A 17,951-nucleotide genomic window follows, 5' to 3' on the forward strand; every position below is an offset into this window, starting at 1 on the left:
ATGCGCCCTTTATTGCTCTTTCGATTAGCTTTTTTCGTTTTTTTTAGGTTGTAGTTTTTCGTTAGCAATGCGTTCTTTGGGGGGCTAGTTTCGTGTTCAGCAATTGCTTTAGTTTCGCTCAATTATTTTGGCTGATAGGTAGCTTGGCAATGCCAAGTGAAGGTTTGAGACTGGTTCGGGTTCAGCGTCAATAAGCCAATCTGGTTATTGAATGCATCGGCAGGGCAAGTCATGGGCTCTATCGCAATGCTCTGTTCACTCGTTGGAGTATACAGCTGAACAAATGGGTAGCTCGCGTCTTGTTGGTAGTGAATTGCGGCAGATGAATCTGAGCGTGTCAAAGTCAGTTGGTTAGTGGCAGTCGCTTCAAATTCAAAGCAGTGATTTAGGCTTTGATTTATCAGGTCTTCACTCAGAGAGGAACGATCAAAAGCACGCTTTTCACCATTGGGTAGGTCGTTCTCGTGTACGACCTCAGCGCAAGGCGACATGGTCAGTTCACACTGTTCTAGGTCATTGCCGAGCGAGAAGTAAGGGTGCCAAGCATCACCGAATGGGAAGGCGAAATCACCACAATTAGAGGCAGTTGTCGAGCAAGATAGCTTGCCTGTGATGTCGATAGTGAAGGCGACTTCAAGGTTAAAAGCAAACGGAAAACCTGGATGTAAAGACGACGTTTGATACTCAAGCGTCACACTGGCTGACTGATCATTGGCTACGCTGTTTGTGATTGAAAAAGGTTGGTTATAGAGAAGGCCATGTACGGCGTGATCAGACCAAGGAAAGTTAGCTGGGAGTTGATGGTTTTGGTTGTCGAAACTGTAGCGACCTAAGTTTAAACGGTTTGGAAAAGGAAATAATTTAGCACTGCGGGAAAAGAACGGATGTTGGTTGATCAGTTCATCATAATTCTGATAGCCACAAATAAAAGAGAATGGACTGTTATTCACAATGTATTTATTTATAACAGCACCAAACCCATTGATTATTTGAAGTTCTATACCATGCTGCTGATTTATTAATGTGACAGAGTCAATATTTCCAAATTTTTCATTTATAATTTTAAACATGTTGATGTCTCCATTTTTGAAAGATATTAACAAGAAGAAAAAAATATTCAATGGCGGTTTTAACATGAATAATAAAATTCCATATTCAAGCTATTCAGGAAATTCAGAACACTTGTGTAAAAAGGGCGACGCAGTTGAATTTATTCAACCTTGGTACACGCCAATTTCTACGACACCAGAAAATACAGGTATGGCGATCGGTGGGATCGGTAATACCTTTACACTGACGCCAAATGGTAACACGCCAAACTTCAGTTTTATTCCAGGAATATTTGTCGACTGTTCAGAGCAAGTTATTAATTTTAATGATTTTTATGCGTCGGTGATGAATGTGCCTGCCATTGAAACGCTTCAGGTTCTTAATGAGCAAGAGCTTAGCGTTCATCTGAATTTTTACCCAGCGCTATTCGATGGAAAGAAGATAGATAAAGAAAATATTTCGAATGCGATTAACCTCATTCGTGCCGCATTAGAAAATGGTAATTTCTATAAAGAAAATAAAGATAACTTTATAAAGTGGAATGTCGAGTTTTCTAATAAGACCCAATTATTAATTGAATCCGATTCATCGTCGATTGATTGTCAATTATATGTAGCCTTAGATTTCTTTAATGGTTTATTAATAAATGATACAACGAGACAGCTATCACTAACTGCGGGAAATAATAGTGATATAGAAAGTGTTAATGGTAGCGATATAGAATATAAGGCTTTATATCCATTAGCTGAATATAAATATAATAGTTTTGATGGTATTAATATAAAGCGAAAGGTAGTCTCGCCGATCGTTAAAGAGGATAAGCGTCTCTGTTCTTTGCCAATGCACTGGAATCACTTCCAGATTACTAATGAATCACATCAAACACGCGTGATTACGCTTGCTCAACCTCTACAAAACCTGATCGGTTCAACCTACCGAAAAGGTCGCGATGGGATTCAAGATTCGGCGTGTACCTTATCTCAAAACCCGATTGCTCAGCAGCATCAAGCGGTGAAGGTCGATGGTGAAAGCCGCGGTTTTACTGGTGTTCAGCTCACTAGTCAGTCCCCTTATCAAAGTGACATTGAGGGTGAGGTGGTGTTTGGTGTTCAAGCCGAAAACCGTTTGACTGAATCTGGCAAGGTATCGGTGTCTGTTAAGCCAACGCTCTATACTTCGAAAGTGACCCAGCAAACCGAGTTCGCATTGAAAACCGGCCGCACTAACGCTGAATTCCAAACGGGCATTTACACAGGGCGCGAAGCATTGAGCGCATTAGTTGTGGTTCAGGTTGAACTGGAGCCGGGTGAGTCTGTAGACCTGCGTTTTGCTCAAGTGATGGCACATAGCAAAGTGATGCTTAATGGCTGGAACTCGGACAAGGCTTATACGCAATTCTATCCTCAAGCGAAGCCTGCCCTGCCGATGTTAGAAGATGTCTTGCCAAAGCTCGAAATCATTGAGCAGAAGATTGTTGAGCAACAGACCGCTTTCCTAGAGCAAGCTCAAAGCAAGATATCACAGCCTGAATCAGCACTGCGCTATGCGACGATGGCGATGAATTCACTATCATTCCTTTCTGAATCAACAGTATGGGATAAAGAAGATAAATTCCTGGTGAAAGAGTGTGTTGATTACCCATTCTTTAATTCACTGGATGTGTATTTCTACGGCTCATTTTCATTGCTCTATTTGCTACCTGAACTTGATGGCTGCGTGATGAAAGAGTTCTCAAAAGCGATTTTGGCTGAAGACTTTACTCAGCGCCGTTACTGGGAATATGAAGCGACACCGAATGCTGAATTGATTGATGAAAAGTACCAAGGTGTGCGCGCGATTCGAGGTGCAGTCATCCACGATTTGGGTAGTCCGTTCGACATTCAGCCTGACGCGTATAGCTGGCATAATGTTAAGGAATGGAAGGACTTAGCACCGAAATACATTCTGATGGTGTACCGTCACTACCAAAAAACACAAGATATGTCAGTGGTTAAAGAGTGCTGGCAAGCCGTAACAGAGAGCATCGATTTCTTGTCGAACTTGATTGCTGAAGGTGACGATTTACCGCTAACCCGCGGTACTGACGACACCTTTGATAACCTTGCGTCTCACGGTATCTCTATTTACTGTGCGAGCCTCTGGGTTGCAGGCCTTCAAGCTGCAAGTGAGCTTGCAAAATTGATGGGCGAACACGATCTAGGCGCGGGTTATCTAACACGTTCGAAAAAGGCATTAGCAACAGTTGAGCAGAGCTTGTGGGATGAGAAAGAGGGTTATTACCACTTCTTCGTAACGCCAGTCCAAGCTAAGCACCTTACCGGTGAAGGCTACCAAGCTTTGGAAACTCTGGGGTTGGTTTTAACGGGGGATGCGATTGCCGATAAGAATATGCTTAACGATTATCTAAACCAAACCGATACTTCAATAAACCTCGGTAAGGTAGCTCAACGTGTCTCCAAGAAACGTTTGTTGAGTGAAACGGCACCTCAAGCTTTCACACAAGAATATCTAGATTTGATACCCGATTCAGACAATAGCTTTGGTGATGCATTGCTTGCCGATAGCTATCTCAAACTGATTGGCCTAGAGGGTATTTTCCCGCAACAGCGCATTCAGCGTGCATTGGACTATGTTTATAAACATAACTTCGAGATTAACAGCCCTAAACTTGGGGTGGCGAATATGACGCTCGCCGATGGTTCGCCACATGAGGCTTTTCAGGCGCAAGACGTGTGGATTGGCGTGCAGTTTAGTGTCGCGACAGCGTTAAGTTTAGCGGGTAAGTCGCAGCAAGCGGAAACATTGATGGATACCGTGTATACCGCGCTGTATGACTATTCAAAAATTCCATTTGCCGCACCAGAAGGGTTCAACTGTTCTGTCTCATTTGATGAGAAAGATCTTTCAGAGTCTTTTAAATTGTCACAAAGTGATGCGAAAAAGTGGATTAATGCACTTAAATTGCAAAACTGTGTGCTGTCTGACGGTCGGGTTAGTCCTAGCTTGACGAAAGACAATGATAAATTTGTTAATATGGTTAAAGGTGAAATTTCAGCGGAGCAAGCTACGGTTCTTCACAAGTGGCTTCTGAGCACAGGTTTGAAATATACCGCAGGTCGCTACTTCCGACCGGGGATGATTTTCGCCTACTTATATTAATTAAATAGTATGAGTTTCAACTTGAGCAATGTTGAGTTGAAACTGATGGGGAGCTTTAGGGCTCCCCTTAATGTCACTGGGTTAGGGTATCGAGATGCGCACTAAAACTAAAAAAACCACCGTATACGATGTAGCGAGGCTAGCTGGCGTTTCGCCAAGCACGGTCTCTCGTTTTCTTAATCGAACAACCTATGTGTCGGATGATAAAAGCCAGAACATCGAACAGGCGATCAAAGACACCGGCTACAAACCGAATTTTCAAATGCAGGAAAACATTAATCGCCGTTCACTCACGATTGGTGTATTGGTGCAGCACCCTGATAGCCCTTATACCAGTCGTATCCTTAACGACATGGAGAAAACCCTGATAGCCCAAGGCTATTCGTTGGTGATAGCTACCGGGCATTGGCAAAAAAAGCTTGAGATACACGCCTTAGAGTATCTAGCTAAGAGTAATGTCGATGGCATGATCATCGTGACAGGCAGTATTACTAAAGAGGACATTGCCAAGTACGCGCCAGACACCCCAGTGGTTGCGGTGGGCTATGACATGGTTGCGGATAATGTTCGCTCAATTAACATTGATAATGTGTTGGGTGGTTACATGGCAACCCTCCACTTGCTCCAACAGGGGCACGTGAATATTGCTCATATCAAAGGGCTTTCAAGCCAACCAGACGCAGGTAATCGTTTTGAAGGCTATAAGAAAGCGCTTCAAGAAGCGGGCATTAAGGTGATGCCAAAGCTCGTCAAGCAAGGGGATTTCAGTAGTGAAACTGGCTATGAGAAAACCGTGGAATTAATCGAGTCGAAGATTCATTTTTCTGCTCTATTTGCCGCCAATGATCAAACGGCTTATGGGGCGATTAAGGCGCTCCACGATCACGGCTACAAAGTGCCAGAAGATGTGTCTGTAATAGGGTTTGATGACTTGCCTACGTCGAAGTATTTCACGCCAGCATTGACGACTTTGAGACAGCCAATTGAAGAGATTGGTGAGGTGTGTGCTCAGTCTATTTTGAACTTACTTTCAGGTGAAAGACATGAAGCGCGACTACCACCGATTGATTTACTTGTTAGAGAATCGACTAAGTCTCTGTATCGTTAGTTGATGGTGAAGTGATTGAATCATAGGGAGTGATATTTAGAGACACATTATTTCCCTTCAGAAACGAAAAATGTCGCATCCATGCGACATTTCTCTTTTGGCGGCCAAACCAGTTTTGCTATATCCATTCTAGAGTGCAATCCATTAGATGCTTTTTCAGAATGTACTTATAAGACGCTGTTAATCTTGATTAGTTCCCTTTAAGCGGCATTTTTTTCCGAATTATTTTCTAAATCGAATGACGCTGCGATGAGTTTCTTGGTGTAGTCGTTTTTCGGCGCATTAAAAATCTCTTCAGCTGAGCCTTCTTCCATCACTTCACCCTTCTGCATCACAAGTACACGATCTGAAAGTGCCTTCACTACCGAAAGGTCATGGCTAATGAACAGGAAGCCAATATTGTGTTTAGTTTGGATGTCTTTGAGCAGGTCAATCACGGTCAGCTGTACTGAGCGATCGAGTGCTGAAGTCGGTTCATCCAACAAAATGAAAGATGGCTCAAGAATCAGCGCACGAGCAATCGCAATACGTTGTCTTTGTCCGCCAGAGAATTCATGCGGGTAGCGGTTGATTGAGTTTGGCTCTAGGCGAACTTCAATCAGTGCTTTACGAGCTCTTTCTAAACGTTCTTGTTTTGACAAGTGAGGTTGATGCACCGTTAAGCCTTCGGTGATGATTTCGCCAACTGTCATACGTGGTGACAAGGAGCCATAAGGGTCTTGGAACACCATTTGAACATCTTTTTTCAGGCTATGGCGCTGTTTGTCGTTGAGTAAGCTGACATCTTGTCCCTTATAAACAATACGACCTGAGCTTGGCAATAAGCCGATTAACGCACGTCCAAGGGTTGATTTGCCAGAGCCAGACTCGCCCACAATGCCGAGGGTTTCACCTTGTTTTAGGTTCAATGAGATGCCTTTCACCGCTTCAAAGTACTGGTTTTTTGACTTAATGAAGTGCGGTTTCACCAAGAACTTAACGCGAATATCTTCAGCAGACAGAAGCTCTGGAGCTGCGGCGCTTACCGGATCTTTCGCTCCTTTAGGTATTGAGTTAATGAGCATTCGTGTGTAGTCATGTTTAGGACTATCGAACAGTGATTGAGTCATCCCTTCTTCTACGAGCTCACCTTTACACATCACTAGCACGCGGTCGGCGAAGTGTTTCACCACACCTAAGTCATGAGTGATGAACAAAATAGCCATTCCCATCTTGCCTTGGATCTCTTTGATAAGAGAAAGCACTTCAGCTTGAACCGTTACATCTAATGCAGTTGTAGGCTCGTCGGCAATCAGAATATCCGGTTCATTAATCAGTGCCATTGCAATCATGATGCGCTGCAACTGACCACCCGAAAATTCGTGAGGGTACTTGGTGTATGACTTTTCTGGCATTGGCAAGTGCACAAGATTAAACAGCTCTATCACACGCTGTTTAGCTTGAGACTTTGATACTTTACGGTGACACATAATGGCTTCTGCCACTTGAATGCCGACGCGCAGATATGGGTTCAAAGATGTCATCGGTTCTTGAAAGATCATGCCTATTCTATCGCCACGAATCGACTGCATTTCACGCTCTGATTTTTCGAGAACAGATTCTCCCTCAAACTCAATTTGAGACTGCGGATCAATAATGGCGTTATCTGGAAGTAGACGCATCAGTGCGTTAGAAGAGACAGACTTACCAGAACCTGATTCACCAACAATGGCCAAGGTTTCGCTAGATTTAAGGGAAAAGTTAACCTTTTTCACCGCATCAACGATTCCATCGTTGGTTTTGAAGCTAACGGAGAGGTTATTGACTTTAAGAAGAGCCCGGTCCGACATGATATATCCTTATCAATTTAAGACGTTTGGTGAAGATTGAACTTCTGACGTTGTTTTTAGTTGCCCAAAATGGTGATGAGCACGTTGAATTTGTTCTAGCTCTAGCATCCAATGCGAGCTGCGTTGAGCACTGCAAAAAGCGATCAGGTGATTGAGTAGATCTTCACTCTGCTTTTCCAGTAACCCGTGGGTGCGTTGAATCAGCTCTGTGCTCTCAAGAGAGATAAATTGCATTAACGCATAAGACTGATTCAATGTATCAAAGGCTTGCTTGTGCTGACCTAGGCGGTTGAGAATCTCAGATTGAGCCACGCTTGCATCTCTGAGTCCCGCAAGTAGACAGGCAAATTGGCAAGGCTTGATATCGCTTTGGTATGCCGCATCTTGAATGTGGTGAGGAAGAGAATTGAGAACATCACCATAAAGGCGCTGTGCTTCCGGCCAGTGACCTTGCTCCATTAACTGTTCAGCTTTTAGGTAGTGCATCCAGCATCGTTCAATTTCCATATCCACATCCTCGATTTATAATATTTTAAAATGTTAATGATATTTATTATCAATTGCAAATTAAAATCATTCAGATGTTGGGTTTGGTGATTTAATTAGCTTGTTATTCGTAAAATTGCATTAAATTGTGTGTTATTTGTTCGGTTGAACAGCGATGTAGCGTAAGTCACTAAATTTATAGGCAATTACATCTACACTGAATTTATCTACACCCAAGAAATAAAGGACTAAGGAGGCGGCGATGGCGATTCAAAGACTCAATACAGAACAACTGTATCAGGTAGCAGAACTCGAAAAGCTACCATGCAAGTCGACCAAAGAACTGGCTCCAATTGACGAAATCGTCGGGCAAGAACGCGCGCAAAAAGCCGTTGAGTTCGCGATGTCAATTAAGGAAAAGGGTTACAACATTTATGCGATAGGACGCAATGGTTTGGGCAAGCGCACCATGATCTTGCGTTATCTCAACCGACACACTCATGAAGTTGAGGAGCTTTTTGACTGGTGTTACATCGCGAATTTCGAAGATATTCGCACACCTAAGGTATTGAAACTTCCCCGTGGCGTGGGCAGTAGCTTAAAGCAAGATATTGAAAAGTTGATGCGTAAGCTCATTAAAGCGATGCCACTCGCGTTCGATAATGAGATGTACTTTAGCCGTGCTGATCGATTAAAGAATCAGTTAGCAGCCAAGCAACAAGCAGCATTAGAAGCGATCAGCCAAGAAGCGAAAAAGAACGGTGTGAACCTGACGATTACCACTCAAGGTGATTACCAATTCGTAGCGATGAACGGCGATGAGCTTCATACCGAAGAGAGCTTTGATCTGCTGTCACCTGAAGAACAAGACCAGTTCGATAAAACTATCGATGCGCTGGAAGTTGGGCTGCGAACTATTTCTCGTGAACTGACGGAACTTGAAGAGACGTATACCGAGAAAATTCAAAAGCTTAATGATGATACGGCGCGAGATGTGATTACGCACTTCATCAAGCAATTGAAGAAGGATTACAGCCAATACCCAGACATTAAAAAGTACCTAACCGCACTGCGTAAAGACATCGTCGATAACGCTGATATTTTTTTAGAAGAGAGCACTGAGCAGGCTGAAGTTGCGACGGCTTCTTTGGATAAGAAAATGCCGCGTCGTTACAAAGTGAACGTGATTGTGAGCCAAAAGGAAGACACTCTACCTATAGTGGTCGAGGAGAATCCGAACTATCACTCTCTGTTTGGTTATGTAGAGACGGCAACCTTCAAAGGCACCGTATTTACTGATTTCTCATTGATTCGCGCAGGTAGCTTACACCGAGCGAACGGTGGTGTGCTGTTGATGGACGCAGTAAAAGTGCTAGAACAACCTTACGTATGGGAAGGCTTGAAACGTGCGCTGCGTTCTCGTCAATTGAGCTTCACGTCTTTAGAGAAAGAGGTGACGTTAACGGGAGCGGTATCGCTCGACCCAGAACCTATTCCTCTGGACGTTAAGATCATCTTGTTTGGTGATTACCGCACATACCAGCTACTGCAACATTACGATGCGGAGTTTGGTGAGCTGTTCCGTGTGACGGCCGACTTTGAAGATGAGATGAAGCGTACTGCTGATTCTGAAATGCATTATGCACGCTTCATTTCGAGCATCGTCCATGACAACAATATGCTGCATTGTGACCGCAAGGCGATTGCTCGCATCATTGAGCACAGTTCTCGTCAGGCGGGTGACCAAGGTAAGTTGTCACTGCACTCAGCACACATAGCGAATTTGCTTCGTGAATCCAACTACGTGGCGAGAGGTTCGAAGTCGAATCTGATTCGTGCATCGCACGTCGACCAAGCGTTATCGAACCAACAGATGCGTGTCGGACGATTGCAAGACAGCGTAATGGAGACTTTCACCAATGGCACAACGTTGATTCATGTCGATGGGGAAGCAGTTGGACAGGTCAATGCTCTGTCTGTATTGAGCACCACTGATCACATGTTTGGTGCGCCAAACCGAATCACGGCAACCACCGCTTATGGTGATGGTGAAGTGATTGATATTGAAAGAAACGTAGACCTTGGCGGCAGTATTCACTCGAAAGGGGTGATGATCTTGTCGGCATACCTATCTTCAGTGTTTGGTAAGACGGCTAAAGTCCCGCTTACCACTAACATCACCTTCGAGCAGTCTTATGGTGGCGTTGATGGCGATAGTGCGAGTATGGCGGAGTTCTGTGCCGTTGTATCTGCATTCTCTAAGCAACCAAACCGTCAAGACATTGCGATTACTGGCTCGATGAACCAGTTCGGTGAGTCTCAGCCAATTGGTGGCGTGAACGAGAAGATCGAAGGCTTCTTTGATGTATGTGAAATCAAAGGTCGTTCTAATGAGCAAGGGGTTATCATCCCGCGCTCTAATGTTCATAACTTGATGCTGCGTAGCGATATTGTGAAAGCGGTGGAAAAGGGCGAGTTCAATATCTGGGCGATTGATCATGTGACAGAGGCGATTGAGCTATTCACAGGCAAACCGGCAGGTGAAGCGAGTGATGAGGGAAGCTACCCAATCGATACTATCTTTGGTATCGCGCAAGCTAAACTCAACGCACTGCGTAAATAGCTTAACGCTTTAAGTAAATAACCGTTAACCATAAACGAAACAGCCATCGATATTATCGATGGCTGTTTTTTTTATTCTTACAAGCTCTAGCGCTTAAGCGTTACGCAAACGAAGTTTGGTGCCGTCGAACTTCAGCTTACTGAGTAGGTTCTTGGCATTGGCCTTACCGATATCATCAAATTCGACACCATAACGCGCATAGTGCGTTGATCTTTGCAGATTACACACAATCCCTCGAAGTGGCGGAATCAGCGGACCATTGTAGTTCTCAGGCGTAATTTCGATAGAGACTCGATCAGCTACCTGAATTGGACGAGAGGTTGGTGATGTAACAAAGCGACAGCCACTCTTTGAGAGGTCTCTAATCTCGCAGTTCATGCGTTGATCATCAAAGATCACTCGAGAGCTTAGGTTTACTTCATAGCGCGTTTCTTTACGCAGCTGTGTCACTTGCATGGTACTTGGCGTGGAAAGCACGATGATAGGAAAGGGTTCGCCAACGGTGTGGTGAATCTGAGACCTAAAGTGGATTAGAGCGCCTTCGCCTCGCAGAGAGTAGGCACGAGCCGTCATCCAAAAACCTTCCTGAAAGAAAAAGCGTAGGTCATCACTAGAGACTTCCGGCACCTCAATAAGGATACAGTTATCACTGTGAGTGCCGATAAATTTGGTGGTAGCGAGAAACTTGGTACCAACAGGTGTCGAGACATTTAACGTCAGCTCACTGCCATGCTCAATCATAGCCAGCGCATCGGTACTATTAATGGTGGTGACGGTTCGATTTCGAGGATCTTGCAGTGCCTGATTATGCTCCAAAGGCTTCTTCAGTGGTGCGTTCATTATAGGTTCTCCATGTGCCAACATGCGTCTGTTAGATATTGATAACTTGCCAACAAGGGGTTATTACGTGCTAGATTTAGTAGGCGTACTAACGCAATTTATAGAGTGTTTTTAATTGGTTTGAATTTTATTTATAACCACACGCTATAATAATATTTTCTTTGTTTGTAAGTACTTAGTTTTATTTATATGCACTTGCGTTAGTCTATTACAAGGAATTCATACTTCAAACTTTAATTGTTTGTCGTATCCATTATTTGCAGGAGTTGAGAATGCAGGCAGTTAAATGGGATAAAGATGCGAACCAGATCACGGTTGAGTTAGAGCCCGATCAGTTTGCAGTTGTTAAGTATAAAATGGATGACGAGGTACTGCATATCACCTCAACTCGAATCCCTGATGAACTGCAAGGTAAGGGCTTTGGTAAGGTGATGATGGAGTCGGTACTCCCTGAAATTGAGCGAGCGGGTTACACAATCGTTCCGGTATGCAGTTATGTTGTTCATTACATGAATAGACAGCCACAATGGTCACACCTTTTAGCTGACAAGGCGTAGCAACGAGTTATATGTCTCAATCAATATCTTCAAAACAGTCTATCGAATCCGATGTTAATCTCAGCCAGCAACTTCCTGAGCTTTATCAAAAAATAGCCACGTCACTCGGTTGTCATAAAGGGTTCGATATTCACGTGATTCAACGCTTGTGGGGTGGCTATGGCGAGTTAGTGCGCTTAGTCTTTACAAATAGTAGTGATGCTGGGTTCAACAGCGTTATCGTTAAACATGTCGCGTTGCCCGATAAAACTGAACACCCGAAAGGATGGAACACTAAGCTGTCTCATCAGCGCAAAGTGCACTCCTATCAAGTAGAGGCGGCATGGTATCAATCGTTCACTCAGCAATGGGATGAGCGCTGCCCCGTGCCTGTGGGGTTGCAATGTGAATTAGCAGACAACGAATGGCTTATTGTGATGCAAGACTTAGCCGATAGCGGTTTCCCATTAACCTCTCAGTTTGATGTACTGGCCGCTTTTGATGAACCAGCTTCAGGCGAGCGGCATCATGCTTACACGCCTGTTGAGGTTATACAGCGTAATGCTTGCTTAAAATGGTTAGCTAACTTTCACGCAAAGCACATCAACATCAATCAAGCACAGTCGGTATCCTTGTGGTCAGTCGGTACTTATTGGCATTTAGACACACGTCCTGATGAGCTAAATGCCTTGGCGGATTTACCTTTGAAACAACAAGCGCAATGTATCGACCGGTTATTGAAAGAGTGCCCGTATCCCACCTTAGTGCACGGCGATGCTAAGCTCGCAAACTTTTGCTTTGATCCTGAAAGTGAAAACGCGGCTGCGGTCGATTTTCAATACGTTGGCCATGGGTGTGCAATGAAAGACGTTGCCTTGTTCATGAGCAGCGCGATTAGGCCTCGAGATTGCCAAGAGTATGAAAGTGAGGTGCTAGATACTTATTTTCAGCACTTGAAAGAGGCGCTTGTATACTATCAACCACAGCTCTCATTTGAAGACGTTGAACGCGCATGGCGACCACTGTTTTATGTTGCGTGGGCTGATTTCCAACGTTTCGTAAAAGGTTGGAGTCCGGAGCACTGGAAGATTAATCCTTACACTGAGCAGCTGACTCAAGCGGTGGTTCAGCGGTTGGAAATGTCTAAGTAAGCTTCTTCACTCAGCAGACCAAATAAAAACGCCCAATCATTGATTGGGCGTTTTGGGTTATTGAACGACTCTCTAGTTTGTCAGGCTGCTGGGCATCGCTGTACGGGCTGCTACAAGCTGATTAGCAAGTTTGAGCTTACTGTTAAAGCCTGCTTTGTCGATATCTCCCATGACTCGTGCTGGTTCCAATTCACCGCTAGCGGGTGAGTAAAAGAAAATGGCTGGTGGGCCAAACACATTCTTATTGTTGAGCCATGCCATTTGTTCTGGCGAGCTTTCTGTCACATCTAGCTTGATGGTCTGCCACTCTTTGAGTTTTTGGCTGATTTGTTGATCGTTGAACACGTTAGTTTCAATTACCTTACAAGAGACACACCAGTCTGCATAAAGGTCGACTAGTACTTTTTGCTCAGCGTTGGCTGCAGCTTGTAATTGCTGCTCTAAGTAAGTGACTGAATCGGTTTTCTCAAAAGATGTGATGGTAATAGGCTGTGCGGACTCTCGGTTCGCAAGCGGGTTGAGAGGATCGGAATTTCCTAAGAAATAACCTACAAATAGAATCAATCCATAGCTTAGTGGCAACAGCGCAGAAAACTTACGAGTACGAGCCCAGCCTGGTTGTGCCGTTTCTAGCGCGCCGAAGTGCACACCCGTACCAATAGCAAGGAGCGCCCACAAAATCATAATGATTGATGGGTCAACGAAGCGGCTTAACAAGACGATAGCCACCGAGAGCAGCAATACACCAAAGACTTGCTTAACCGATACCATCCACGCGCCACTTCTTAACAGTAAGCGTCCGCCGCTAGCACCGATCGCGATAAGAGGAACACCCATACCCAGAGCCATGACAAACAGGGTAGCACCGCCAAACACCCAGTCTTGAGTGGTGGATACATAAAGCAATGCACCTGCTAGTGGTGCACTCACACAAGGCGAAACCACTAGGGCAGATATCGCGCCCATCGCAAATACGCTAGCAATTTTACCGCCGCCCAATTTGTCTGAACCACTGTTGAGTTTCTGCTGCAGTGCAGCAGGGAGCTGAAGTTCATAGAAACCGAACATGGCTAACGCCAGTAAAATGAACACGGCGGCAAAAATGCTGAGCAGCCAAGGTTGTTGCATCGCTGCTTGTAAATTGATGCCTTTTGCTAATGTGGTGACCAAAATCCCTGTCATGGCATAACTGGTCGCCATACCAAGAACGTACGAGCTAGAAAGCGCTGCACCTTTCTTGCCTGTCATCGCTTTTTCACCACCTATGATGCTGGCTAAGATAGGAATCATAGGCAGCACACACGGCGTTAGAGACAGGCCTAAGCCAAGCAAGAAGAACACAAGTAGTGCCTGTAATTTGCCTGCTTGAGAGAGAAACGACGACAAGCCATTAGTATCATCACTAATCTCACCTAGTGTTTGAACCAGAGAGTTTGATGGTTTCTCAGAAGCGACGTCTGCCAATGCCTTGAGCGTAGGTAAATCCAACTCTAGTTTTTGTGGCAGGTAACAAAGCCCTTTGTCTGCACAGCCCTGATAGCGGACGGTGAGCTTGCCACTTCCGGTGTAAGGCACGGTAACGATAAGTGGATCGTGAAATACCACTACATTGCCAAAGTTAGGGTCTTGTTTTTCTTCACCTGGCAGAGAGTATTGAGGAGCTAGTGTCGATAATGAGGACTCTTCTTTAAACGAGAAGCGAGATTGGTAAAGATAGTACCCCGGGTGTGTATCAAATCGGATAACCGCACCTTGGTCTGTGGCTTCCCATGTAACAGGGAAGGCTTCTTCAACCGGAAGAAACTCGCTGTCTTGAGCATGCAAAAAGCTGCTAAACAATAGAATTAACGTGAGTAGGTAGTTTTTCATGAATGCAAAAACTCCGTGCTTTGGTGAATGTGTAATTGATCGTCGATGTAAATAACGGCGCTCTCTTCTGGTACTGAAATGTTCGGGTTGAGCGTCAAGGAAGTGCTAAGTACACCCGCTTCCAAAGTGGAGGAAGCTATTGCCGTAACAGACAGAATCTTCTTTTCTACGTCTTGCTTCGACAAAATATGAGACGTGGTTTTATCGCCGAACTGCATCTGACGTTCACTGTGGGCTGATGTGGTCAGCGCCGCGTCGGTAATCGGAACAGCAAAAAAAGGTGTCTTGTTGTCTCTTGGATCCAGAACTGCAATATTGAATGGCGAACCATCTGGCTTTGTACCCAATGCATAGATATCGCCGCCAAAATTCACCAACATTGAGGTTGCACCAAGTCTCTTGCCTATCTTTACTGCTTGGTCGACCGCGTACTCTTTGATTACGCCACCAAAATCGAAGTGAGTGCGTGAATCAGGAACGTGTAGCTTTGTCCTTTGTAAGTCGACTTCACTTTGTAGATCGACTGTTCCTTCTCGATCCATTGTATCTTCTAGACCTATTGCCTCTTTTAGCTCCCAAGCTTGTTTACCTAGCGCGGAAGAGAGGGCTTGAAAGGCATGGCTGTGTGACATCTTCGGCTTCTGCTGTAAAAGATGTTTGATGCTGCCAACAGTGGTATCAAACGTGTCGAATGTTAGTTGGCTTAATCGGTCGAGATGCTCAAAAACTTCCGCAGACTCTGAATCGAGTTCTACTTCACTGGTTGTACGCTGATTAATATGTCGCGTTAGCCATGAATCATCGCTGTAGAAGTTATATTTGTCTTCTAAGCGATGTGTATTCTGCTCTATCTCATCAGCGATGTCTTTTGCGCACGCCTTTGGGAAGTGGGTCAAATCAAGCGATAAGATCTGTACTTCGCAAGGTACTGTCATGGCATGAAAGCGATGGACAAAGGGCAGCTTAGAATTCATACGTTGCTCCAACCGCCCACCACTGCGCTTCAAACCCATTGCTTTGTTCGTAGTACGCTGCAAGTGCATTTAAGCGCACGGTTTTATGGACCTTAACGCTCGCACCAAGCTCATAAGCATTCGCGGTGAAGTTACCTAGGCGAAGGTCAGAAGTCGCGTAACCTGTCGAAGCAAAAGAAGGGTCTGCGCTGCTAGGGTCGCGATAGAAATCTGCCGCATCTTGCGTATACCAGAAATAACCTGGTGCTAGGGTTAGCCACTCACTGACACGCCAAGATAATTTGCCGCCAATTTGGTGAGACATCACGCCCCAGTCATCCATGAACCATTTGTAACGTGGTCGGATTTTGATGCTATCGGACAGCGAGTAGAAGGTTTGGATATTGATGCCGCCAGACAGTCGGGTATCTGGTCTAGAGTCTTGCCCCAAGAACACTTCGTCATCATCGATTTTGCCATCGTCATTAATGTCGACTTCACGAAGAACCGTCAAATAGTGGTTGCTCAAGTAACCGCTACGGTAGCCTGCATAGGCGGTAAAAATGCTGTACAGATTTGGTGTAAAGGTTTGAGATAACCCTGCTTCTAAGCTGCCAGTGAAGATATCTTCCCAGCTCTGGCTATTAGAAGAGCCAATAACGTATTTGCCAAATGCCTGAGTTTGGTCGAAAAGAGCAGAGCCCCCCAAGCTGTACGAACGGTTTTTAGTGCTATCAGCATAAATCAAACCTTTACCATTGATACCAATGCTTTCGTAATCTTCTTCTTGAGATACATTGCCACCAAAGGTCCATTCATTACGCAGTCTGTCACGGTAGGTGGCACTCAAGCTGAGTGCTTTTCTTGTGTCCTCTAGGCCGACCTTCTGAACCTCATAACTGTCACGGTGAGGATCGTAACCCGCACGGATGACTTCGTTAGTTTTGTCTTGAGCTTGCTGAGTTTTTAGGGCGCGATTTATTTTGTCGGCATCCGAAGCTGGAGGCGTCGTAGGGCCCCATGCTGGAGATGCACCTGAAACACTGTCGTAGCTTATTTCTGCGTTTAGGGTCCAATCTAAGCCGATACTTTTTTCAATCGAAACCATGGTGTCCTTAGCCGAAACTCTGTCGTCGTACTCTTCATAGTTCAGGTAATGCACAGAGACATGATCTTCAGCTAATGCCACATTAGCCACTGCCGCTGCACTTAGCAGCGTAATTGGTAGTTTTTTCATTTTGTTCTTATTTTGTTTTTGAAGTACTGAATATTTCTTTATTGATTGAGTGTTTTTGTCGATTGAGTTTTTGAGGGCGATTTACTCGTTAGTTACAGCCGCAGCCACCGCCGCCAACACCGCTGCCACCCACAGAGCCTTGTTTGTATGCGAAGACTTTTTCAGAGAACACATCGAATTCCGGTACTGGACCGCCCGGTTTCATCTCTTTTTGAGCTAGGGTTCCTTTTTCCCAAGGTTTTACCGGCTCAATGCCAAGAAATTCATCGACGAATGCCAACGCTGAAGGCTTGTTAGTTTCTTCTGGCGCTTTCTCTTTGATAACCAGCTGCTTTGCCTTTGGTGCAACCATGTCGATGTTGCGTCTTGTTGCGCTTTTGGGAGTTTGGTTTGAGTGCGTGCCGCCACTGGAGTAAACCGTGCTGGAGATGATCTCTTCTTCTACGATGGGACCATCGCTATTAGTGCTGTTATTACTGGTTTGCTGTTCGACGGGCTTTTTTCCTAAACCACTAAGGTCGAGTTCAAGAGCGGCGTTCGTGGTCATTGGAATAGCGAGCAATCCAACAAGGGTGGCTTTCATCAACATTACAACTGCACTCCCATTTTCACTAGGTCATCAGTAATGACGTCGCCAATGTGGTTGATTGCGCCAAAGCGAATCTTGATAACCTTGCCTTGGTAGATGTAATAAAGGGCAGGCATACCGATAGGCTTAAATTCAGCGATCAATGCTTGCTCTGGATCGTTGACTACTGGGAATTCCAATCCGAGTTGTTTTTGAAACTCAAGGCCAACTTCAACATCCTCATCGACATCAACGCCTTTGAACGTCACGCCAGTGCCTTTAAGCTCTTTGTAGAGTTGGTTTACTTCTGGAAGCTCTTCACGGCAAGAAACACACCACTCAGCAAAGAAGTCGACGATGGTGAGCTCCTCGTTGTTGAGTTGCAGTTTCTTGATAACGTCTTGCGATAAAGAGTCACCTTCTTGATAAGCCATTGCAGGCAAGGAAAGGCACAGCGCCAATAACGCTAGGGCTCGTGTAAACATGTTGTTCTCCATATTGTTTTTAATTTTTCTGTTTTAAATTCAGATATTTTTAATCAA

General features: G+C 44.9%; 14 protein-coding genes. 5 read left to right on the forward strand and 9 right to left on the reverse strand.

What is annotated here, in order from left to right:
- Positions 1 to 122: 122 nt before the first annotated feature.
- Positions 123 to 1,070, reverse strand: coding sequence for an aldose 1-epimerase (locus tag L1D55_RS08645; RefSeq protein WP_239917150.1), 948 nt, complete (start codon positions 1,068 to 1,070; stop codon positions 123 to 125).
- Between the two features lie 64 nt (positions 1,071 to 1,134).
- On the opposite strand from L1D55_RS08645, the gene L1D55_RS08650 reads away from it, so the two are divergent.
- Positions 1,135 to 4,209 (forward strand): GH116 family glycosyl hydrolase, encoded by a 3,075-nt coding sequence (locus L1D55_RS08650; protein WP_239917151.1) that lies wholly within the window; start codon positions 1,135 to 1,137, stop codon positions 4,207 to 4,209.
- A 94-nt stretch (positions 4,210 to 4,303) separates the two neighbouring features.
- Positions 4,304 to 5,317 carry a substrate-binding domain-containing protein gene (locus L1D55_RS08655; RefSeq protein WP_171367532.1) on the forward strand — a complete coding sequence of 338 codons (1,014 nt, stop codon included), beginning with the start codon at positions 4,304 to 4,306 and terminating at the stop codon, positions 5,315 to 5,317.
- 200 nt (positions 5,318 to 5,517) lie between these two features.
- Here the strand turns inward: L1D55_RS08655 and L1D55_RS08660 are convergent, their stop codons facing one another.
- Both L1D55_RS08660 and L1D55_RS08665 read right to left on the reverse strand, forming a co-directional pair.
- Positions 5,518 to 7,146, reverse strand: coding sequence for an ABC transporter ATP-binding protein (locus L1D55_RS08660; RefSeq protein WP_239917152.1), 1,629 nt, complete (start codon positions 7,144 to 7,146; stop codon positions 5,518 to 5,520).
- Between the two features lie 12 nt (positions 7,147 to 7,158).
- Complete coding sequence (locus L1D55_RS08665) at positions 7,159 to 7,653, reverse strand: hypothetical protein (RefSeq protein ID WP_004740701.1); 495 nt, start codon at positions 7,651 to 7,653, stop codon at positions 7,159 to 7,161.
- A gap of 241 nt (positions 7,654 to 7,894) precedes the next feature.
- Here L1D55_RS08665 and L1D55_RS08670 point away from each other — a divergent pair, with 241 nt between their 5' ends.
- A complete protein-coding gene (locus tag L1D55_RS08670) occupies positions 7,895 to 10,255 on the forward strand; it encodes an ATP-binding protein (protein ID WP_128163360.1) in 2,361 nt (786 codons plus the stop codon).
- Between the two features lie 93 nt (positions 10,256 to 10,348).
- On the opposite strand, the gene L1D55_RS08675 is transcribed toward L1D55_RS08670, so the two are convergent.
- Positions 10,349 to 11,095, reverse strand: coding sequence for a flagellar brake protein (locus L1D55_RS08675; RefSeq protein WP_239917153.1), 747 nt, complete (start codon positions 11,093 to 11,095; stop codon positions 10,349 to 10,351).
- Positions 11,096 to 11,367: 272 nt separating this feature from the next.
- On the opposite strand from L1D55_RS08675, the gene L1D55_RS08680 reads away from it, so the two are divergent.
- Together L1D55_RS08680 and L1D55_RS08685 are read left to right on the forward strand one after the other, a co-directional pair.
- Positions 11,368 to 11,652, forward strand: coding sequence for a GNAT family N-acetyltransferase (locus tag L1D55_RS08680; protein WP_239917154.1), 285 nt, complete (start codon positions 11,368 to 11,370; stop codon positions 11,650 to 11,652).
- 11 nt (positions 11,653 to 11,663) lie between these two features.
- A complete protein-coding gene (locus L1D55_RS08685; RefSeq protein ID WP_239917155.1) occupies positions 11,664 to 12,782 on the forward strand; it encodes a phosphotransferase in 1,119 nt (372 codons plus the stop codon).
- A 72-nt stretch (positions 12,783 to 12,854) separates the two neighbouring features.
- Here L1D55_RS08685 and dsbD read toward each other — a convergent pair whose 3' ends face one another.
- The 5 genes from dsbD to L1D55_RS08710 all read right to left on the reverse strand — a co-directional run bounded on the left by dsbD (position 12,855) and on the right by L1D55_RS08710 (position 17,894).
- Positions 12,855 to 14,651, reverse strand: a complete 1,797-nt coding sequence (gene dsbD / locus L1D55_RS08690; RefSeq protein ID WP_239917156.1) for a protein-disulfide reductase DsbD — start codon at positions 14,649 to 14,651, stop codon at positions 12,855 to 12,857.
- Positions 14,648 to 15,625, reverse strand: coding sequence for an FAD:protein FMN transferase (locus L1D55_RS08695; RefSeq protein WP_239917157.1), 978 nt, complete (start codon positions 15,623 to 15,625; stop codon positions 14,648 to 14,650). The genes dsbD and L1D55_RS08695 overlap by 4 nt, the downstream gene beginning before the upstream one ends.
- A complete protein-coding gene (locus tag L1D55_RS08700; protein WP_239917158.1) occupies positions 15,615 to 16,841 on the reverse strand; it encodes a DUF3570 domain-containing protein in 1,227 nt (408 codons plus the stop codon). The genes L1D55_RS08695 and L1D55_RS08700 overlap by 11 nt, the downstream gene beginning before the upstream one ends.
- A gap of 88 nt (positions 16,842 to 16,929) precedes the next feature.
- Positions 16,930 to 17,430: a DUF4266 domain-containing protein gene (locus L1D55_RS08705; RefSeq protein ID WP_239917159.1), complete on the reverse strand. Its 501-nt coding sequence runs from the start codon at positions 17,428 to 17,430 to the stop codon at positions 16,930 to 16,932.
- Positions 17,430 to 17,894, reverse strand: coding sequence for a TlpA disulfide reductase family protein (locus L1D55_RS08710; protein WP_239917160.1), 465 nt, complete (start codon positions 17,892 to 17,894; stop codon positions 17,430 to 17,432). The genes L1D55_RS08705 and L1D55_RS08710 overlap by 1 nt, the downstream gene beginning before the upstream one ends.
- Between the last annotated feature and the right edge of the window lie 57 nt (positions 17,895 to 17,951).

It is taken from the genome of Vibrio sp. Isolate22, from assembly GCF_022398115.1.
In the GTDB taxonomy this organism is placed as follows: domain Bacteria; phylum Pseudomonadota; class Gammaproteobacteria; order Enterobacterales; family Vibrionaceae; genus Vibrio.